This is a genomic window from Neisseria mucosa, assembly GCA_003028315.1.
Taxonomy (GTDB): Bacteria; Pseudomonadota; Gammaproteobacteria; order Burkholderiales; family Neisseriaceae; genus Neisseria; species Neisseria mucosa.
Genome location: CP028150.1, coordinates 1,713,685 through 1,734,147 on the forward strand (window position 1 = coordinate 1,713,685; position 20,463 = coordinate 1,734,147).

The 20,463-nt window shown below is 50.7% G+C and carries 18 protein-coding genes and 3 pseudogenes; 12 read left to right on the forward strand and 9 right to left on the reverse strand.

Going from position 1 to position 20,463, the window contains the following annotated elements; genetic code table 11:
• Positions 1 to 216: 216 nt before the first annotated feature.
• The gene (locus tag NM96_08555; protein AVR79376.1) at positions 217 to 843 is read right to left on the reverse strand and encodes a cytochrome c4; all 627 of its coding nucleotides are present in this window, start codon (positions 841 to 843) and stop codon (positions 217 to 219) included.
• Between the two features lie 200 nt (positions 844 to 1,043).
• On the opposite strand from NM96_08555, the gene NM96_08560 reads away from it, so the two are divergent.
• Entirely contained in the window at positions 1,044 to 1,697 is a 654-nt protein-coding gene (locus NM96_08560) for a YihA family ribosome biogenesis GTP-binding protein (GenBank protein AVR79377.1), read from the forward strand.
• Positions 1,698 to 1,942: 245 nt separating this feature from the next.
• Here the strand turns inward: NM96_08560 and NM96_08565 are convergent, their stop codons facing one another.
• The 4 genes from NM96_08565 to NM96_08580 form a co-directional block, all read right to left on the reverse strand.
• A complete protein-coding gene (locus tag NM96_08565) occupies positions 1,943 to 2,380 on the reverse strand; it encodes a biopolymer transporter ExbD (GenBank protein AVR79378.1) in 438 nt (145 codons plus the stop codon).
• Positions 2,381 to 2,383: 3 nt separating this feature from the next.
• Positions 2,384 to 3,043, reverse strand: a complete 660-nt coding sequence (locus NM96_08570) for a MotA/TolQ/ExbB proton channel family protein (GenBank protein ID AVR79379.1) — start codon at positions 3,041 to 3,043, stop codon at positions 2,384 to 2,386.
• A gap of 69 nt (positions 3,044 to 3,112) precedes the next feature.
• Positions 3,113 to 4,042 carry an energy transducer TonB gene (locus NM96_08575; protein AVR79380.1) on the reverse strand — a complete coding sequence of 310 codons (930 nt, stop codon included), beginning with the start codon at positions 4,040 to 4,042 and terminating at the stop codon, positions 3,113 to 3,115.
• A gap of 494 nt (positions 4,043 to 4,536) precedes the next feature.
• The gene (locus NM96_08580) at positions 4,537 to 5,001 is read right to left on the reverse strand and encodes an Rrf2 family transcriptional regulator (GenBank protein AVR79381.1); all 465 of its coding nucleotides are present in this window, start codon (positions 4,999 to 5,001) and stop codon (positions 4,537 to 4,539) included.
• 168 nt (positions 5,002 to 5,169) lie between these two features.
• On the opposite strand from NM96_08580, the gene NM96_08585 reads away from it, so the two are divergent.
• The 3 genes from NM96_08585 to NM96_08595 all read left to right on the forward strand — a co-directional run bounded on the left by NM96_08585 (position 5,170) and on the right by NM96_08595 (position 7,741).
• Positions 5,170 to 5,550 (forward strand): hypothetical protein, encoded by a 381-nt coding sequence (locus tag NM96_08585; protein AVR79382.1) that lies wholly within the window; start codon positions 5,170 to 5,172, stop codon positions 5,548 to 5,550.
• A 111-nt stretch (positions 5,551 to 5,661) separates the two neighbouring features.
• On the forward strand, positions 5,662 to 6,819 hold the full coding sequence (locus NM96_08590; GenBank protein AVR79383.1) for an NnrS protein: 1,158 nt from the start codon (positions 5,662 to 5,664) through the stop codon (positions 6,817 to 6,819).
• 115 nt (positions 6,820 to 6,934) lie between these two features.
• On the forward strand, positions 6,935 to 7,741 hold the full coding sequence (locus NM96_08595; GenBank protein AVR79384.1) for an IS481 family transposase: 807 nt from the start codon (positions 6,935 to 6,937) through the stop codon (positions 7,739 to 7,741).
• A 30-nt stretch (positions 7,742 to 7,771) separates the two neighbouring features.
• Here NM96_08595 and NM96_08600 read toward each other — a convergent pair.
• Positions 7,772 to 8,370 (reverse strand): annotated as a pseudogene (locus tag NM96_08600) (hypothetical protein).
• 386 nt (positions 8,371 to 8,756) lie between these two features.
• Between NM96_08600 and NM96_08605 the strand changes: the two are divergent.
• The 7 genes and pseudogenes from NM96_08605 to carB all read left to right on the forward strand — a co-directional run bounded on the left by NM96_08605 (position 8,757) and on the right by carB (position 15,724).
• Complete coding sequence (locus NM96_08605; GenBank protein ID AVR79385.1) at positions 8,757 to 9,887, forward strand: carbamoyl-phosphate synthase small subunit; 1,131 nt, start codon at positions 8,757 to 8,759, stop codon at positions 9,885 to 9,887.
• 147 nt (positions 9,888 to 10,034) lie between these two features.
• Positions 10,035 to 10,292: a hypothetical protein gene (locus tag NM96_08610; protein ID AVR79386.1), complete on the forward strand. Its 258-nt coding sequence runs from the start codon at positions 10,035 to 10,037 to the stop codon at positions 10,290 to 10,292.
• 102 nt (positions 10,293 to 10,394) lie between these two features.
• Positions 10,395 to 10,784, forward strand: coding sequence for an endonuclease (locus tag NM96_08615; protein AVR79387.1), 390 nt, complete (start codon positions 10,395 to 10,397; stop codon positions 10,782 to 10,784).
• Between the two features lie 229 nt (positions 10,785 to 11,013).
• Positions 11,014 to 11,238 (forward strand): hypothetical protein, encoded by a 225-nt coding sequence (locus NM96_08620; GenBank protein ID AVR79388.1) that lies wholly within the window; start codon positions 11,014 to 11,016, stop codon positions 11,236 to 11,238.
• Positions 11,239 to 11,390: 152 nt separating this feature from the next.
• Positions 11,391 to 11,590: pseudogene (locus NM96_08625) on the forward strand (hypothetical protein).
• Between the two features lie 42 nt (positions 11,591 to 11,632).
• Positions 11,633 to 12,445, forward strand: a complete 813-nt coding sequence (locus tag NM96_08630) for a hypothetical protein (protein AVR79389.1) — start codon at positions 11,633 to 11,635, stop codon at positions 12,443 to 12,445.
• 63 nt (positions 12,446 to 12,508) lie between these two features.
• Complete coding sequence (gene carB, locus NM96_08635) at positions 12,509 to 15,724, forward strand: carbamoyl phosphate synthase large subunit (GenBank protein AVR79390.1); 3,216 nt, start codon at positions 12,509 to 12,511, stop codon at positions 15,722 to 15,724.
• 47 nt (positions 15,725 to 15,771) lie between these two features.
• Here carB and NM96_08640 read toward each other — a convergent pair.
• Positions 15,772 to 15,977, reverse strand: a pseudogene (locus tag NM96_08640) (hypothetical protein).
• On the opposite strand from NM96_08640, the gene NM96_08645 reads away from it, so the two are divergent.
• Positions 15,976 to 17,535 (forward strand): TerC family protein, encoded by a 1,560-nt coding sequence (locus NM96_08645; GenBank protein AVR79391.1) that lies wholly within the window; start codon positions 15,976 to 15,978, stop codon positions 17,533 to 17,535. The pseudogene NM96_08640 and the gene NM96_08645 overlap by 2 nt on opposite strands.
• 238 nt (positions 17,536 to 17,773) lie before the next feature.
• Here NM96_08645 and NM96_08650 read toward each other — a convergent pair whose 3' ends face one another.
• Both NM96_08650 and NM96_08655 read right to left on the reverse strand, forming a co-directional pair.
• Complete coding sequence (locus NM96_08650; protein AVR79392.1) at positions 17,774 to 18,862, reverse strand: beta-N-acetylhexosaminidase; 1,089 nt, start codon at positions 18,860 to 18,862, stop codon at positions 17,774 to 17,776.
• 70 nt (positions 18,863 to 18,932) lie between these two features.
• The gene (locus NM96_08655) at positions 18,933 to 20,453 is read right to left on the reverse strand and encodes a Na+/H+ antiporter (protein ID AVR79393.1); all 1,521 of its coding nucleotides are present in this window, start codon (positions 20,451 to 20,453) and stop codon (positions 18,933 to 18,935) included.
• Positions 20,454 to 20,463: the final 10 nt, after the last annotated feature.

Genomic DNA, 20,463 nt, shown 5'->3' on the forward strand with positions numbered 1-20,463 from the left:
GGATGGTCGGGATTCGGAAGAGACCCGATTATCGAACGGCACGAAAAATAGACATGATGGGGCAAAAAGCCAAAGGCTGCCATTTGAAAATACTTATTGCCTCAAAAGCGGCGGCATACCATCGCACAAGGTCGTCTGAAAACAACCGCCCGAGGGCAAGCGTTTTCAGACGACCTTGATATTCACATCATCCGCAAACAGACGGATTGATAGGAATCAATGCAGACCTTGGATGAAGTTGGAAACCGCATTCAACTCTTCTTCGGTCAGGCGTTTGGCAATATCTTCCATAATCGCGTTTTTGCGTTGTCCGGATTTATAAGCCTTCATTTGATCGACCACATAAGACATATGTTGGCCGCCTAAGCGCGGATATGCGCCGATTTCGGTACCGCCGCCCGGAATACCCGCGCCGCTGGGGCCGTGGCAGGACATACAGGCAGGAACCTTTTTATCCACCAAACCGCCGCGGTAGATTTTGCCGCCCAAAACAGGATCATTTTGTTTCGGGTTAGCCTCGCCGGATTTGGCCTGTTGTTTGGCATAGAATGCGGATACATTCAGGATGTCTTGCTCGGACAGGTTCATCACCATAGGTTTCATCACAGCGGCGGAACCGTTTGTACGTTTGCCTTCTTTAATGTCCAAGGTTTGACGGTAGATATAGGCACTGTGTTGCGCGGCGAGCTTTGGATACATGGCGATGCCGCTGTTGCCGTCCGCCGCATGACATGCCGCACAAATAGTAGTAGCCACTTCTTTGCCTTTTGCAATATCCGCTTTCGGGGCAGCGACAGCCGCGCCGGCAGCCAAAACCAAGGCCGCTAAAGTCAATCGTTTCATGGAGTGCTCCTGATTACAGCATTGCATACCGCGACAATGCCTTTTTTATACTCAAAACGCCGGATAAATTTTACCCGATAAAAACCGATAATTCTATAAACGTGCTATTCTATACTAGATTTACATTAAATTACTACCATGTTTCGCAACATGGACACGGCAAATTCCGCCACTCCGTCTCAGGGAACAAGGAAATACGGATGAACCTCTTTCAGAACGCCAAATTCTTCACCACCGTCAACCATCTCAAAGACCTGCCCGACACACCCGCAGAAATCGCATTTGTCGGGCGCAGTAACGCAGGCAAATCCAGTGCGATCAATACCCTGACCAACCATGTCCGGCTCGCTTACGTTTCCAAAACGCCGGGACGGACCCAACACATCAATTTCTTCGAATTGAGCAACGGCAGCTTCATGGTCGATTTGCCAGGCTACGGCTATGCACAAGTTCCCGAAGCCATCCGTACGCATTGGGTCAAACTCTTGGGCGACTACCTTCAACAACGGCGCCAGCTCATCGGCTTGGTGTTGATTATGGATGCGCGTCACCCATTGAAAGAGCTGGATTTGCGGATGCTGGACTTTTTCCACATCACCGGCCGCCCTGTGCATATTTTGTTGTCGAAAGCCGACAAGCTGTCGAAAAACGAGCAAATCAAAACTTTAGGCGCAGTCAAAAAATCGCTCAAACCCTATATGACCCGTCAACGCATCAGCGTACAACTGTTTTCCAGCCTTAAAAAGCAAGGCATAGAAGAAGTCAACCAAGTCGTCGGAGAATGGTTTGCTACACATCAAGAAGAAATGGACAACTTGAATATCGGAAATCCGGAAAATTCCGAGTCATTGTAATCGGTCGTAGTATAGTCTGCATTGACGGGACGCAAATCCGTACTGTTCCTGTTGTATTTAACACGAAAGGTCGTCTGAAAACGCTTGGTAGTGATTCAGACGACCTTTATCACTTCCCCAGCCTACCACCTGCCCGATGCTTACCTTGTTGAGGAAGATAGCAAAGCAAAGAGTGGCAACCCATTATAAAAAGGTCGTCTGAAAAGCCTTTAGCCTTTCAGACGACCTTTTATCTGCTGATAATCCTATTGCGCCTTAGTTTCAGTTACAAAGCCGATTTTACTGATACCGGCTTCACGCGCAGCTTCGAGTGCCTTATTGACGTATTCGTACTCGACTGCTTTATCAGCCGCAATTGCTACGATCGTATCCGCATTTTCCTGCTTCTCGGTTTTCAAACGTGAAATCACCGTATCAATATCGACTTTAGTCACAGAATCACCACCGACATAGTAGCTGCCGTTGGCATCTATCGTCAGTCGCAGCGGGTCTTTAGGCTGCTTTTCCTTCTGCTTTGCCGCTTTTTCCGAAGCGGTCGGCAATTCCAAAGGAATCGAGTGGGTCAATACGGGCATGGTGATCATGAAAACGATCAACAACACCAGCATAACATCGACCAAAGGCGTAACGTTGATGTCCGACATCGGCGCGTCATCGCCGGAATTCATTGAGCCGAATGCCATAATTTAGTCCTTTTGATTCAACAGGCGGACGTGTAAATCGTGTGCGAAAGCGTCCATATCTTGAGAGAGGGTTTTCTTACCGCGGTTAAGGAAGTTGTACGCCAAAACAGCAGGAATGGCGACAAACAAACCGGCAGCAGTAGATACCAACGCCTCACCAATCGGACCGGCAACGGCAGCAATACTCATTTGTCCGCTTTGACCGATATTGATTAAAGCATGGTAAATTCCCCAAACCGTACCGAATAAGCCGATAAATGGAGCGGTTGCACCAATGGATGCCAAAGCAGTCATACCGTAGTCAAACTGGCGCATGGCTTGCTCCATACTGTTTCGGATTTGAATGACGAGGTATTCGTTCAAAGGCAGTTCGGTAGTAAGTGTTTTCGCATTGCTTTGACGATAGCTTTGGTAGGCACGCAGGGATTCGTCCGCCACACGGCTCATCGGTGAATCGATGCTTTTCACTTTTTGTACTGCTTCCGACAGCGTAAAAGCATTTAGCATTTGCGTTTTTACTTCAGCATTGGCACTTTTGGCTTTTTTCAGTTTGATAGTGCGCAGGATAATCAGGCACCAAGTAACAATGCTCATCACCAGCATCAGTACGAATACACTAATCAGGACGAAATCGCCTGACTCAAACACTAATTTCAAATCCATAATTTTTCCAGATTAAAAATAAAATTAAAAAATTTCTTTTTTGTCAAAATACAGGTAATTCGCGTTCATTTACTGAAGTTGGAAATTAATTTTACCCCGGTATTCTGTCAAACGGTTTGTAGGGTATCTGCTGCCGGCGGCAGTAGCTGCCTTCCTTGCTGCATTATCCAAACGTTGGAATCCGCTACTTTTAGTTACGGTAACTTTTACAACCTTACCACCGGGCTGAACAAGAATAGATAAATGAACTACTCCTTCCTCCCCATTTTCTAGAGAGAGGGGCGGGTAAGCCGGTGTAGGCAGGAAACCTTTATCTACGACAGCAGGAGGGCCACCGCTTCCACCTCCTGCACCTCCGCCGCTACCGGTACCTGATCCATGCTCACCTTTGGCACCGCCACTGCCTGATCCACTGCCCTCACCGCGTCCGCTGCCGGTACCTTTCGTACCGCCACCACTTCCTTTACCCTCACCGTGAAGGGCCTTACCTTCTCCACTGCCTTTTCCGTTTTCCGCAGTATTCGGACCGGTTTTAGTACCGGTGTATTCCGAAGCTTGAGGTGCAGGCTTGGATTCTGTTTTAGGTTCAGGCTTAGGCTCTGGGCGTGGCTCCGGTTTAGGCTCAGGTTTGGGTTCCGGCTTAGGTTCAGGTTTCGGTTTTTCAACCGGCTTCGGCTTCTCTTTAGGCTGCTGGATATCAGCATCCTCTTTTTTCGTCACCACCGGCTTGATAACAGGCTTTGTAGGCTCAACCGGCTTGGGTTTCGGTTTTGGCTTTTCAGGCTCAGGGATCTTTTCCGGAGCCGCCGGCGCACCTTCGCCCTCAGGACTACCGTCTCCACCACCATCGCCGCCCAAATCTGCCAAATCGACAAACTCAATATTCATCATTTCCGGCACAGGCGGCTTGTGTGCCTGCCATAACAACGCGACCAAACCCGCGTGGATCAAAACCACCGAGATGACGACAGAAGGAGTTAAAATTCGTTCTTTATTCATAATCAACGCATGATAATAGCAACAATTTGTGTTTGCAACCCATTTTTACATTTGTTTTTTAGTGAATATCCATTTAAAAATATTTCCTCATTTTAATATCATACGCATGATTTTTTGATATTGCTATTCATTATCATAGCAGGCAAAAGAAAAAGAGGACTTAATGCCTCAGTTGATTGGATTAGAATGTATTTAATGAAAAAAGTTCATCATCTAACCAGATTACGAACAAAAAAATCACAATAACGAAACAAATTTAATGATATACAAATATATCTGCTTGCGGCTTATTTTTTTTCAGGCTTATTTTAGTCACTACAAACAGGAAACCCATGGAAATGGAAAGAAAATTTTTTACCTAGATTGGGTGATAAGCTGCCTGAAATAAAAACCTTACCTGTTCAAAATGTTACAATCATCAGAATAAATCAAATGTCTCCATCTTCGCCTAAGACGCAAACACCTATTGATAACTTAAATTTCATAAAATCGTATCATGCCGACTTATTACTCATTTTTTCTACAAAAATTTCAATTCTCGGCTCATACAACAAATCATAAGTCGGCTTGTTAAGCAAATCCTGCAAAGTAAACCCGTCCAAATGTGCAAAGAAAGCCTTAATCGCTCCGCCCAAAATACCGGCAAGACGGCAGGATGGCGTAATCAGACATTCATTGTTTTCTCCCATGCATTCGACAATCTGCATGGGTTCAAGATGGCGCACGACCGCGCCGACATTGATTTTATCGGGTGTGTCGGCAAGACGTAGTCCGCCTCCTTTACCTCTTATACTGGTCAGAAATCCGCCTTTGACAAGCGCGGTAACGACTTTCATCAAATGACTTTTGGAGATGTTATAGGCTTCGGCAATGGTTCCGATATTGACTAACGAATCGTCGTTTATGGCCGCATAAATCAATACCCGCAGACCATAATCCGTATGTTGCGTCAGATACATGGTTTTCTCTGTTTGAATATATTATTTTTGGAACGGCGGCAGTGTGTCCTAAGGAGAACTGTCGCCGTTATGTGTTTGACTTTATATATGATTAAGTTTCATAATATCTGAAACATTTGAATTAATCCAGTGCAGTTTGATAATTTATTATCATTATAATCAAATATTATGAAGCCGTTAAAACGCCACCCAGCACTTATCGAACTTTCCCGCGAACACCATCACGCCCTTTCACTCTGCGTCCGCCTCCTGCGCGCGCCCGCTGAAAGCCATCGAACAGAGCTTGAAGCCCATTTCCTTGAATTGGAACCGCATTTTGTCGAAGAAGAAACCATGTTCGCCCCGCATTGGCAGAATATTCCCGTTGCGATGCGCGAACGTTTCGAAGCCGAACACGCCAAACTGCGCAGCATGATGGCAAATCCTGAATATCTTAACGAAGCATGGAACAAAGACTTTGCCGTTACTCTGCGCGACCATGCCCGTTTTGAAGAACGCGAACTGTTTCCCGCAGTCGAGCCGTTTTTGCCGGAACCCGAAGGAATCTGATAAAAAAGGTCGTCTGAAAAGTCCAAAAGCACGATTTTAGCGTTTTCAGACGACCCTCCTGTTTATTCAAACCTAAAACAAACCATTCAAAAAGCAAACCAAGGAACTACCATGACCGCCTTTTTCAAACACCCTGTTTGGGCAATGGCATTCCGCCCGTTTTACTCGCTGGCGGCACTATACGGCGCACTCTCCATCCTGCTTTGGGGCTTCGGCTATACGGGTACGCCCGAATTGTCCGGCTTGTACTGGCACGCCCATGAGATGATCTGGGGCTATGCCGGACTCGTCGTCATTGCCTTCCTATTGACCGCCGTTGCCACTTGGACGGGGCAGCCGCCCACGCGCGGCGGCGTTTTGGCAGGATTGACCGCATTTTGGTTGGCAGCAAGAATTGCCGTTTTCATTCCGGGCTGGGGTGCAACCGCCAGCGGCATACTCGGCACGCTGTTTTTTTGGTACGGCGCAGTTTGCATGGCATTGCCCGTCATCCGTTCCAAAAACAAACGCAACTACGTCGCCGTATTCGCCATCGTCGTCCTAGGCTGCACGCACGCCGCATTCCACTTCCAACTGCATGCCGGAAACGCATCTGCACTGCTCAGCGGGCTGCAGTCCGGTCTGATTATGGTCTCAGGCTTTATCGGCCTTATCGGCATGCGGATTATTTCCTTCTTTACCTCCAAACGCCTGAATGTTCCGCAAATCCCCAGTCCGATGTGGGTCGCGCACGCGTCCCTCTGGCTGCCCATGCTGACTGCCATGCTGATGGCGCACCATGCCCTGCCTTGGCTTTCATCTGCTTTTGCCTTTGCAGCGGGCGTAATTTTTACCGTACAGGTTTACCGCTGGTGGTATAAAGCCGTTCTGAAAGAACCGATGCTGTGGATTTTGTTCGCAGGCTATTTGTTCACAGGATTGGGATTGATTGCCATCGGTGCTTCCTACTTTCACGGCTCTTTCCTTAATCTTGGCGTACATCTCATCGGCGTTGGCGGTATCGGCGTCCTGACATTGGGCATGATGGCGCGCACCGCGCTCGGGCATACCGGCAACTCCATCTATCCACCGCCCAAATCCGTACCCGTCGCCTTTTGGCTGATGATAGCCGCCACTGTCATCCGCATCATTGCAACCTTCGTCAGCGGCACCGGTTACACCCACAGCATCCGCACTTCCGCAGTCTTGTTTGCCCTGTCCTTGCTGCTTTACGCATGGAAATACATCCCTTGGCTCATCCGCCCGCGTTTGGACGGTAAACCGGGTTAATTAAACCAAGCATATTAAACGAAAGGTCGTCTGAAACCTGTTTTAAGGTTTCAGACGACCTTTCGTGTAGAAATCAGTAGCGTTGTTTACAGTATTTCCAGGAGAATACTGAAACATGAACATGCACAAAAACACCCGCCTCACCCCGCACCACCGACAAGCCATTTGGCTGGCCTACACGCAGGGGAAGGAAAGCGTCACCTCCCTGGCACGCCGCTACCAAGTCAGCCGCGTCACCATTTACCGCGCCCTTAAAGCCGCAAGGGCCAAGCTGCTCAAACCGCAAACCAGTACCAACAACCGTTTCAAACAGGCAAAGTACGGAATGAAACGCCTGGCCAAGGTAGAACGCAGCATTCAGGAAAAACTCAAAAAGCAGGCCAAACGCTACAATAAATCCTACCCCGGAGAGATGGTACATCTCGACACCAAACGGCTGCCACTGCTCAAAGGGCAGAAAGCTACCGATAAGCGGGATTACCTGTTTGTCGCCATCGACGATTTCTCAAGGGAGCTATACGCCGCCATTTTGCCGGACAAAACCGCAGACAGCGCCGCCAAGTTTCTGACCGAACACCTGATTGATCCCTGCCCATACCTGATTGAGTGCGTTTACTCCGACAACGGTACGGAATACAAAGGCTCGGCCAACCATGCTTTCGGTGTAGCCTGTTACGAGAACGGGATTGGTCAAAAGTTTACCCGGGTTGCCCGTCCGCAGACCAACGGTAAGGCGGAGCGGGTTATCCGTACCCTGATGGAGATGTGGCATGAGAAACAGTCGTTTGAGAGTCCGGAACATCGGCAAAAGGAGTTGTGCCGCTTTGTTAATTTTTATAACACTGTGAAGCCACACCGCAGTTTGAACGGCGATACGCCGTTTGAGGTCTTGCAGGCTTATTTTTCTCAACCTGTGGTGTAAACAACGCGACGATTTTCTACATGCAGAAAAACTGCACGACAAGTTGGCATCGCCGTCAGACATCATGACGACATAAGACTTCTGACAGCGGTATTTGATATTCGGCATCACCGTTGTGGCGACAACCTCGTAATAACGGCGGGTAGAAGGCGTATAGCCAGACGGACTCATACCGTCCACCAGGGTTTTCATCTGCTCCCATGAAGTATTGAATGTTTCATCCCCGTTGGTGTAATTCTTTTTGGTACGCTTTTTGGGATCTGCGTTGTTTGGATCGTTTTCGGTATTGACCAAAGCCCGCAAGCCCCAGTTGAATTTATCTTTATGCTCATCCAAAACGGCATGCAACGCTTCTTTCGTTACTTCCATCCGCGTTTTATTGGTACCACCTCCTGCCCCCATCCCATACTCCCGGAGTTATCAATAAAAAACATAATGTTATGTTTAATTTTTGGCTGCTCGATAATCTGAGATTCGTTTTGCAGGTAAAGCGGGGTTTTGGCAAATTGCGCTTGCGCTTGCGATGCTGCACCCATCAGAGCGAGTGCGGAGGCGATGCTGTAAATCATCGGACGGACGGTACCGGGGAAACGTGAAGGATTGTTTTTCATAATGCGTTCTTTTTTCATAAAATTGTCGGTTGACGGATGATGACGTTGTTTTTATTTTCTCGGAATGCGATTCTAACATTTACAATGTCATTTATGTGCAGTTCCGAATATTTTTTTGCCTGATACAGGGGACAAATGGTGAAAATGAAACAGACCGCATGATTATTAAGGTAGAAACTATCTTAGGATACAACTTGAACGATGCGTCTTTTTGACGTAGAATGCATTGCTTCTACGGCATAGGCAGCTATGCCTGAAAAAGCACGTTACGCAGCAAAATCAAGGCTGCGGGGCGTGTTTTTTTTTAGCCGATATTTTCTCAGGCGGTCTTTTTTGTAAACAATTTTCAGACGACCCCTGCCCGTTTCTGCAAACCGACCATCATCAGGCAAACAGGATTCATCATGACCACTCCGGCTCTTCTCGTTCTCGCTGACGGCAGCGTATTTCACGGCACATCAATCGGTTACGAAGGTTCGACTTCCGGCGAAGTCGTGTTCAACACTTCCATGACCGGCTATCAGGAAATCCTGACCGACCCGTCCTACTGCAAACAAATCGTTACCCTCACTTACCCCCACATCGGTAATACCGGCACCAACGCCGAAGACGAAGAAAGCCGCAGCGTTTATGCCGCAGGCTTGATTATCCGCGACCTGCCGCTCTTGCACAGCAACTTCCGCGCCTCCGAAAGCCTGCACGACTATCTGGTGCGCAACAAAACCGTCGCCATTGCCGAAATCGACACCCGCCGCCTGACCACGCTGCTGCGTGAAAAAGGCGCACAAGGCGGCGCAATTCTGACCGGCGCGGACGCCACGGTTGAAAAAGCGCAAGAACTCATCGCCGCGTTCGGCAGCATGGTTGGAAAAGACTTGGCAAAAGAAGTTTCCTGCCAAGAAGCCTACGAATGGACCGAAGGCGAATGGGCGCTGGGCAAAGGTTTCGTTACTCCTGCCGAACAACCATTCCACGTCGTCGCCTACGATTTCGGCGTGAAAACCAACATCCTGCGTATGCTCGCCGCACGAGGCTGCCGCCTGACCGTCGTCCCCGGCCAAACCAGCGCGGAAGACGTGTTGGCACTCAATCCCGACGGCGTGTTCCTCTCCAACGGCCCCGGCGACCCCGAGCCATGCACCTACGCCATCGAAGCCGTGCAAAAACTGATGGCAAGTGGCAAACCCATCTTCGGCATCTGCCTGGGACACCAGCTCATCAGCCTCGCCATCGGCGCAAAAACCTTGAAAATGCACTTCAGCCACCACGGCGCGAACCACCCCGTGCAAGACTTAGATAGCGGCAAAGTCGTTATCACCAGCCAAAACCACGGCTTCGCCGTCGATGCCGACACCCTGCCCGCCAACGCAAGAATTACCCACAAATCCTTGTTCGACAATACCTTGCAAGGCATCGAGCTGACCGACAAACCCGTGTTCTGCTTCCAAGGCCACCCCGAAGCCAGCCCCGGCCCGCAGGATGTCAGCTATCTGTTTGACAAATTCATTGACAATATGAAAGCGGCAAAACAATAAGCCGCCTTTTCAGACGACTTTTCCACTCAACAAAGGTCGTCTGAAACCCGATAAAACCAAAAATATAAAAACAAAAATTCAGACGACCCCTCAGCATAAAACGTCGTCTGAAAAATCCCCCCAACCCTCAAATCAGAAAGGAAAACCATGACTGAAAAACAAATGCGCGTACTCTCCGTCGTCGCTACCCTGACCGCAGTGGGCATGTACGTTTCCTACATCCCGCAAATCCAAAACAACCTCGCGGGCAACCCCGGCTCGCCGCTGCAACCCCTCGTCGCCGCCATCAACTGCACATTATGGGTTGCCTACGGCTTTTTGAAAGAAAAACGCGACTACCCCGTCATGCTGGCAAACGCCCCCGGTATCATTTTGAGCTTGATTACCTTTATCACCAGCTTTTAAGGAAGTTTTCCGACGGCTTGTGCAAAATAAAAACGTAAAAGGTCGTCTGAAAAAAGAAAAAAGATTGTCATCAAGGGGTTTCCCACACCTAATAATAAAAAAATGAACCCGTCCGAAAAACTATTGACCACCGACAACCCCGCCCTGCATCAACGTGCCAAAGCCATGCGTCAAGAAATGAGCGAGGCGGAAGCAAAATTGTGGCAGTACCTGCGGGCAGGCCGTCTGAACGGCTATAAATTCCGCCGCCAGCAGCCGATGGGAAATTATATTGTTGATTTTATGTGCGTAACGCCCAAGCTGATTGTCGAAGCAGACGGCGGGCAGCACACAGAACAAGCCGCATACGACCACGCGCGGACAGCATATCTCAACAGCTTGGGCTTTACCGTGCTGCGTTTTTGGAACCACGAGATTTTGCAGCAGACAAACGACGTACTGGCGGAAATCCTGCGCGTGTTGCAAAAATTGGAAAAGCAGCCTGCACGGTAGCAGACGGCTGATTTTGATTGGATTTTTGAAAATAATAGGATACCGGCTGCCTGAATTGAGCATTTATAAAGGTCGTCTGAAAAGCAAAAAACAGCACGCACAACCCCTATTTTGTTTGCAGAATCCTTAACTCCAGCAAATACCCCGTCCTCTCTCCCATGGGAGAGAGTTAGAGAAAGGGCAACAAGCCGCAAGGCTTGTATTTGGGAGATTTAGGTGTTGGGAAAGGTTGCCGCAACTTGGAGAATACCCTCTCCCCAACCCTCCCCCACGGGGGAGGGAGCGGATTGCAGCAGGTTTTACGGTTGCTGGCGGTTTGAAAAGCAACTTGGATCTACAACCGTTGACTTTAGGTCGTCTGAAAAATAAAAAAGCAGCCTGTACAACCTATTTTCCTTGTGGAATCCTTAATCCCAACAGCCGCCCCGTCCTCTCTCCCGTGGGAGAGAGTTAGAGAGAGGGCAACAAGCCGCAAGGCTTGTATTTGGGAGATTTAGGTGTTGAGAAAGGTTGCCGCCATTTTGGGAATGCCCTCTCCCCAGCCCTCCCCACGGGGGAGGGGGCAGGTTGCAGCAGATTCAAGTATTACAGGTCGTCTGAAAAAGAATGCCCGAAATATCAACAGCAGGAATTTTTCAGGTAGCCTTTTATCGCAAGGCAGATGGAAAAAACGCCGCGAGCGTTTTTTCAGACGACCTTTGAACCCATCGGTAGGGTGTGTGCCGCAAGGCACGCACGCGGTGGGTTGGGGTTGCAGGGAAAATGGAGAACGCGTGCGTGCGTGTGTACCGCACACACCCTACATGTGAGCTACGGCTTATTTTTTGAAAAATAGAAAGATTAGATCTATGTATTTACATATAAATATAGAAAAACTCATAAAAACCATTGATAAATACTTTATTTCAGATAAGCGTAATAAAATATTCATTACTATTTTATTCTTAATATTAACAATAATACTTCATTTCTTTAGCGTACTTTATGTAATTTATCAAAAACATGATTTTCTTACTTGGACAATATTATTTATTTTACTTTTTCTTATATTGCATATTGTGTACTCAAATATTTATATAAATGAAACAAATCTTGTATCTAATGAAAAAATTACTGATGAATCTGGTCATACTTACATTTCAGATAAATCACCCCAACATCTTTCTTTATTTCCATTCATAATTTTAGTGGGTTTATCTATTATTATTCTGTATGTTTGTAATATGAGCAGAATAAATAATGAATTAAATATATACAAAATTTCACTACATTTACTTAGTGGCGCAATCACAGCTATTTTATTCCATCTTGCATACTATCAAATAGCCCCTTACGTACTAAACAAGATTGTAATAAAAAAAGTGATGAATTCAGGAAAATTAGCAGTTCTAGATCGTAACAATGATGATTGTGGAAAAACTTTTCCCGTCCAAAGAGAAATATATGACAAAATTATTTTTAAGTTTTTGTTTTTTATAATACTATATTGCGCGCTTGTTTTGTTACTTGTTTTCTTTAATGAAACCATCCTTCAAGATATGAATGAAACCATCCGACAAGATATGGAATATATAAAAATAAAAAAAGAGTTTTCCACTCTTTATGTCTTGTTTGGTGGATTTTTAGGAGCAGAAATAATGAACTTGTATTTTCAAAAATAGAATAATTATATTCTATGGTTTGTTTTATGATTTTGCATAAGTAATATATAGAAAGACCCACCCATGCCCAAACGTACCGACCTAAAATCCATCCTTATCATCGGCGCCGGCCCTATCGTTATCGGTCAGGCCTGCGAATTTGACTATTCGGGCGCACAGGCCTGCAAAGCCTTGCGTGAAGAAGGCTATAAAGTCATTTTGGTAAACTCCAACCCTGCCACCATCATGACCGACCCTGAAATGGCCGATGTTACCTACATCGAGCCGATTATGTGGCAGACGGTGGAGAAGATTATCGCCAAGGAGCGGCCTGATGCGATTCTGCCCACGATGGGCGGCCAGACCGCGCTGAACTGTGCGCTGGATTTGGCGCGCAACGGCGTGCTGGCGAAATACAATGTCGAGCTGATCGGCGCGACGGAAGACGCGATCGATAAGGCGGAAGACCGCGGCCGCTTTAAGGAGGCGATGGAGAAAATCGGCCTCTCCTGCCCGAAATCTTTTGTCTGCCACACGATGAACGAAGCCTTGGCGGCGCAGGAACAGGTCGGCTTCCCGACGCTGATTCGTCCGTCTTTCACCATGGGCGGTTCGGGCGGCGGCATTGCCTACAATAAAGACGAATTTCTGGCGATTTGCGAACGTGGTTTCGATGCGTCGCCTACGCATGAGCTGTTGATTGAGCAGTCCGTGCTCGGCTGGAAAGAGTACGAGATGGAGGTGGTGCGCGATAAGGCTGACAACTGCATCATCATCTGCTCGATTGAAAACTTCGACCCGATGGGTGTGCATACGGGCGACTCGATTACGGTTGCGCCGGCGCAAACGCTGACGGACAAAGAATACCAAATCATGCGCAACGCAAGCTTGGCGGTATTGCGCGAAATCGGCGTGGACACGGGCGGCTCGAACGTGCAGTTTGCGGTGAACCCTGAAAACGGCGAGATGATTGTGATCGAGATGAACCCGCGCGTGAGCCGTTCGTCCGCGCTGGCTTCCAAAGCGACAGGCTTCCCGATTGCGAAGGTGGCGGCAAAACTGGCGGTCGGCTTTACGCTGGACGAGTTGCGCAACGACATCACCGGCGGCCGTACGCCCGCGTCGTTCGAGCCTTCCATCGACTATGTGGTAACCAAAATCCCGCGTTTTGCGTTTGAAAAATTCCCTGCCGCAGACGACCGCCTGACCACGCAGATGAAATCGGTGGGCGAAGTGATGGCGATGGGCCGCACGATTCAGGAAAGCTTCCAAAAAGCCCTGCGCGGCTTGGAAACGGGCTTGTGCGGCTTCAATCCGCGCAGCGAAGACAAAGCGGAAATCCGCCGCGAACTGGCGAACCCAGGCCCCGAGCGTATGCTGTTTGTGGCAGACGCGTTCCGCGCCGGCTTCACGCTGGAAGAAATCCACGAAATCTGCGCCATCGACCCTTGGTTCTTGGCGCAAATCGAAGACTTGGTGAAAGAAGAGCAGCAGGTAAGTGCAGGCTGCCTGCAAGATTTGGATTTCGCCGCCCTACGTCGTCTGAAACGCAAAGGCTTCTCCGACAAACGCATCGCGCAACTTTTGGGCGTAAAAGAAAAAGAAGTACGCGAACACCGCTACGCGCTGAAGCTGCATCCTGTGTATAAACGGGTCGATACCTGCGCCGCCGAATTCGCCACCGAAACCGCCTACCTCTATTCCACTTACGAAGAAGAATGCGAAGCGCGTCCTTCCGACCGTAAGAAAGTGATGATTCTCGGTGGCGGCCCGAACCGCATCGGTCAGGGCATCGAGTTTGACTATTGCTGCGTTCACGCCGCGCTCGCCCTGCGCGAATCGGGCTTTGAAACGATTATGGTGAACTGCAACCCCGAAACCGTGTCCACCGACTTCGACACCAGCGACCGCCTCTATTTCGAGCCGCTGACGCTGGAAGACGTGTTGGAAATCGTCCGCACCGAAAACCCGTGGGGCGTGATTGTGCATTACGGGGGCCAAACCCCGCTCAAACTCGCCAACGCGCTGGTTGAAAACGGCGTAAACATCATCGGCACGTCCGCCGACAGCATCGACGCCGCCGAAGACCGCGAACGCTTCCAAAAAGTGTTGAACGACTTAGGCCTGCGCCAACCGCCCAACCGCATCGCCCACAACGAAGAAGAAGCGCTCGTCAAAGCCGAAGAAATCGGCTATCCGCTGGTCGTGCGCCCGTCTTACGTCCTCGGCGGCCGCGCCATGCAGGTCGTCCACTCCGCCGAAGAGCTGCAAAAATACATGCGCGAAGCCGTGCAGGTATCCGAAGACAGCCCCGTGTTGCTCGATTTCTTCCTAAACAACGCGATTGAAGTCGATGTGGACTGCGTTTCAGACGGCAAAGACGTCGTTATCGGCGGCATCATGCAGCATGTCGAACAGGCAGGCATCCACTCCGGCGACTCCGGCTGCTCGCTGCCGCCCTACTCGCTCAGCGAAGAAATCCAAGACGAAATCCGCCGCCAAACCAAAGCCATGGCCTACGCGCTGGGCGTGGTCGGCCTGATGAACGTACAGTTTGCCGTACAGGACGGCGTGGTGTTCGTGTTGGAAGTGAACCCGCGCGCCAGCCGTACCGTTCCCTTCGTCTCCAAAGCCACCGGCGTGCCGCTCGCCAAAGTCGGCGCACGCTGCATGGCAGGCATTTCCCTACAAGAGCAAGGCGTGGAAAAAGAAGTCGTCCCCGATTTCTATGCCGTTAAAGAAGCCGTGTTCCCCTTCATCAAATTCCCCGGCGTGGACACCATCCTCGGCCCGGAAATGCGCTCCACCGGCGAAGTGATGGGCGTAGGCGCAAGCTTTGGCGAAGCCTACTACAAAGCCCAACTCGGCGCAGGCGAACGCCTGAACCCGACCGGCAAAATCTTCCTCGCCGTGCGCGACGAAGACAAACCGCTCATCGTCAAAACCGCGCAAAACTTCCAAGCACTCGGCTACGGCGTCTGCGCCACACGCGGCACCGCCGAATACCTGAAAGAGCACGGCATCATCGTGCAGGCGGTGAACAAAGTGCAGGAAGGCCGCCCGCACATCGTGGACGCGATTAAAAACGGCGAAATCGCGCTGGTGGTGAACACCGTCAGCAGCTCGGCGCAATCCATCGCCGACAGCCACAGCATCCGCCGCACCTCCCTCACCCAGCGCGTGCCGCAATACACCACCATCGCCGGCGGCGAAGCCATGAGCGAAGGCGCAAAAAGCCGCGACCACTTGGGCGTGTACAGCGTGCAGGAGTTGCATGGACGGTTGAAAAACAGAGGCTGAATCTGAATCAGGTTTAGCTTAAACAAAAGGTCGTCTGAAAATAAGGCTTATCTTTCAGACGACCTTTTGCCATCCGCCTCCCAAACTGCTAAACTATTTACATTATTTTTACTTGAGACATACGCACACATGAAAGACCCAGAGCAGAGCAGCATGACCGCCCGCCGTTTTTCGTGCGTATCGATATGAATCAGGCAGCTTGAGCGTTTCAGGCTGCCTTTTCGCGTTTGACACAAAGGAATACAAAAATCATGGATTTCAGTTGGTTGGCAGAGCCGCATACTTGGATAGGCTTTGCCACGCTTCTGGTACTCGAAGTCGTCTTGGGGATAGACAACCTCGTTTTCGTCGCCATTTTGGCGAACAAAGTCAAACCCGCCCAACGCGACCGCGCGCGCATTACCGGTTTGGGGCTTGCGGTCGTTATCCGCATCATCATGCTCGGCTTCATGGCGCACATCATGACCCTGACGCGCCCGCTGTTCAATATCAGCGGGTTGGACGTTTCCGGCAAAGACATGATTATGCTCGCGGGCGGCATCTTCTTGCTCTACAAAGCCACCACCGAGCTGCACGAACGCCTCGAAGGGCATAACCAGTTTGCCGTTGCCGACAGTCAGAAAAAACACGCGCGATTTTGGAGCGTGGTTGCCCAAATCCTGATTCTTGACGCGGTATTTTCCATCGATTCCGTGATCACAGCCGTCGCGATGGTTGATCACATCGTCGTTGCCATGGGCGCCGTTGCCGTTGCCATGACCGTCATGATTTCCGCCAGCAAACCGCTAACCGAGTTTGTGGACAGGCATCCTACCGTCGTCATGCTCTGTTTGGGTTTCCTGCTGATGATCGGTTTCAGCCTCATTGCCGAAGCCTTCCATTTCCACATCCCGAAAGGCTACCTCTACGCCGCTATCGGCTTCTCCATCCTGATTGAAGCATTCAACCAAATTTCGCAGCGCAACAGCCGCAAAAACGACTACATCAGCAGCTCGTGGCGCAAACGAACCGCCGAGAACGTCTTGGGCATGATGGGCATACGCGAAAGCGTGCTTGCCAAAGCGGGCGATGAAGCAGAGGATGATGGGCATTTCGAAGAAAACGAAAAATCCATGATACGCAGCGTCCTTACGCTTGCCGAACGTCCCATCCTCGGCGTGATGATTCCGCGTCGCGACATTGAGCGTTTGGACATCTCCCAAAGCCGCGAAGAGCAAAACGCCCAACTGCAAAACACTCCGTACAGCCGCCTGCTCGTCGTTGGTAAAGCCGGTGTGGACGAACCGTTGGGCTACATCAACAAAAAAGACCTGCTCGCCCAACTGCTCGAAACCGGCGAACTCAATATTCAAGCCGTCCTGCGCCAGCCGCTTGTCCTGCCGGACAGTGCGACCGCGTTAGGCGCGATTGAATTGTTCCGCCAAAGCAGCGCGGATTATGCTTTGGTAGTCGATGAATTCGGCGCAGTTTTGGGCATGGTTACCATGAAAGACCTGCTGGAAACCATTGCCGGCGAATTCCCCGAAGAGTTTGAACTCCAAGAAGAACCCGCCGTTCAAGAAAATGCCGATGAAAGCCTGACCGTGGACGGTTCGCTCGAATACGTCGAACTCGCGCCGCAACTCAAACTCCCGCCGCAAGAAGAAGATGCCGACTTCCACACCGTTGCCGGACTGATTATGGAAGAGCTGCAAAGCATTCCCGATGTCGGCGACTTTGCCGACTTCCACGGCTGGCGTTTCCAAGTCGTTGAAAAAAACGGGCAACGCATTGAGCGGGTACAGATTACCAAGCTGCCCGAAGAAGGATAATCAAGCCCTCATTGTGAAATAAAAAGGTCGTCTGAAAACCTTAAATCGGGGTTTTCAGACGACCTTTTTTAGTGTTCGGAACTACTTTATAGAGGATTCAAAGGCAGGCACGCGATAAAAGTGCACCTTAATGTGATTTCAAACCTACCACATTCTTTAAACGGACAAAAGGTCGTCTGAAAAAGCCCAATTCAGCTTTTCAGACGACCTTCTTTCATGCTTTCTAAATCAAACGCCTTTAAAACGCTTCGCCGACTTTCACGCCGCCGGCTGTGTCTTTAGGCGTGGCAAGTTGCGCGGTCATGGCTTGTGCGGCTTGGAAATCTGGGGTTTGCATCACGGCTTGGGCGGCTTCTTTGCCCAGTGTGTTCGCCATGTATTGCCAGCGGTTTGCCAAATCGGGATTGGCGGGGATTTGGAAGCCGTCGCGCAGTTCGTCCACGAGGTCGGGACGGTTGCAGACGAGGACGATGTCGCAGCCTGCTGTGAAAGAGGCGTTTGCACGTTCTTTGATGCCGCCCGCTGCGCCTGCGCCTTCCATCGTGAGGTCGTCTGAAAAGATAACGCCTTTAAATCCAATATCTTGACGCAGGATTTGTTTGAGCCATTTTTCGGAGAAACCGGCGGGCTTGCCGTCAATTTGCGGATAAACGACGTGGGCGGGCATGACCGCCGCCATGCCTGCGCTGCTTAAGGCGCGGAACGGAATCATGTCGGCAGCTTCGAGTTCGGCAAGGCTGCGCGTGTCTTCGGGTTGCACCAAATGGCTGTCGCCTTCGACGAATCCGTGTCCGGGGAAATGTTTGCCGCAGGATTTCATGCCGCCCCGGTTCAGACCTTTTTGCAGGGCAAGGGCAAGTTGGGTCACGGTATCGGCATTTCGGTGGAAGCTGCGGTTGCCGATGACGGGGCATGTTCCCCAATCGAGGTCGAGGACGGGCGTGAAGGAGAGGTCTATGCCGCAGGCGGTCAGTTCCGTCGCCAATACCCAGCCGACCTGCTCGGCTTTTTCTTTGGCAGCGGCTTCGCCTTCGGTATCCCAAATCTGCCCTAAAGTGTTCATGGCGGGTAGTCGGGTGAAGCCTTCGATGAAGCGTTGCACCCTGCCGCCTTCGTGATCGACGGCGATGATGAGTTCGGGCGTGCGCAGTGCTTTGATTTCTTGAACCAGGGCTTTGAGCTGCCCGACGTTTTCGAAGTTGCGGCGGAACAGGATGACGCCGCCGATAGACGGGTCGAGCAAGCGTTGTTTTTCTTCTTCGGTCAGACAGTAGGCGGCGACGTCTGCCATAACGGGGCCGCGCGGGATGGAATGGGGAGCGTTCATTTTTGGATTCCTTAAAATGTTTTCAGACGACCTTAAAGTATCAAAGGTCGTCTGAAAACGGGAAAACACGTCAGGCAGCTTTGCCTTTTTTGTCTTTCAGTATGAAGATGAGTGCGGTCATGACAACGCCGGTGGCAAAAAAGCCCAGCCAAGCCGATTGCGTCATGCCCAACACGAGGTAGCCTGCTGCTGCCGCGCCTGCGACGGTCAGGGCGTAAGGCAGTTGCGATGTAACGTGGTCGATGTGGTTGCAATGCGCGCCGGTGGAAGACAGGATGGTGGTGTCGGAAATGGGCGAACAGTGGTCGCCGCACACCGCGCCAGCCATCACAGCGGACATACACGGGATAACCAACGATGCATCGACTTTAACCGCCATCGCGGCGGCAATCGGCAGCATAATGCCGAACGTGCCCCAGCTTGTGCCTGTGGCAAACGCCATCACGCTGGCAAGCAGGAAGAGGATGACGGGCAGGAAGCCGGGATGGATGTTGTCTGCAACCAGCGTGGAGAGGTAGTCGCCGGTGTGCATTTCGCTGACGACGGTGCTGATGAGCCAGGCAAGAATCAGGATGGTAATCGCGCCGAACATCGAAGATATGCCCTGACGGCCGGCTTTGGGATAGTCGGCGGCCTTGATGGTGCCGAGCGTGCAGAGGACGACGGCGAGTACGCCGCAAGTACCGCCGAACACCAGCGAGGTATTTACATCGGTATTTTCAAACGCGCCCAAAATGCTGAAGGTTTCGCTTGCCTGCGCGCCTGTGTAAATCATGGCGGAAACGGTGGATGCGATCAACACCAAAACAGGGATAATCAGCGCGTAAACCCTGCCTTTAGGGCCGTCCGAGCCGGCGGATTCGTCATGGGTTTCCTGCAATGCCGCTTTTTCAAGGCGCGCCATCGAGCCGATGTCGAAAGAAAACCAAGCGACGACAAACACCATGATCAGGGCGAACAGGGCGTAATAATTCATCAGGCTCATGGCGACGAACACACCCATCGGCGTGTATCCGGTGATGTGGTAAGTAACGAGCAGACCTGCCAGCGTGGCGATAATCGATGCGCCCCAGCTTGAAACCGGCATCAGTACGCACATCGGCGCAGCGGTGGAATCAAGGATATACGCGAGTTTGGCGCGGGAGACTTTGAATTTGTCGGTAACGGGGCGGGCAATCGCACCGACGGCGAGACTGTGGAAATAGTCGTCGATAAAGGTAACGAATACGAGGCAGGCAGTCAGCATTTTTGCGCCGCGCCGCCCTTTGATGTGTTGCTTCGCCCAATCGGCAAACGCCTGATTGCTGCCCGAAAAGGTTAAAAGAGAAGTGAAAATACCGAGCAACAATAAGAAAATCAGGATTTTAGGTTTTCCCAGCGACCAATCGCCGTCTGCCCAAGCCAGTCCGACCACCATGTCTTTCAGGTGTGTCAGTCCGTCAATCGGGCTGCCGCCGACCAAAAAGGCAACACCGACCAAGATACCGATGCCCAAAGACAGCAGCACGCGGCGGGTGATGACGGCAAGCGCCAATGCCAAAAACGGCGGCACGACGGATAAAAACGAATGTGAATAATCAATCAGGTGCATAATATTTTTA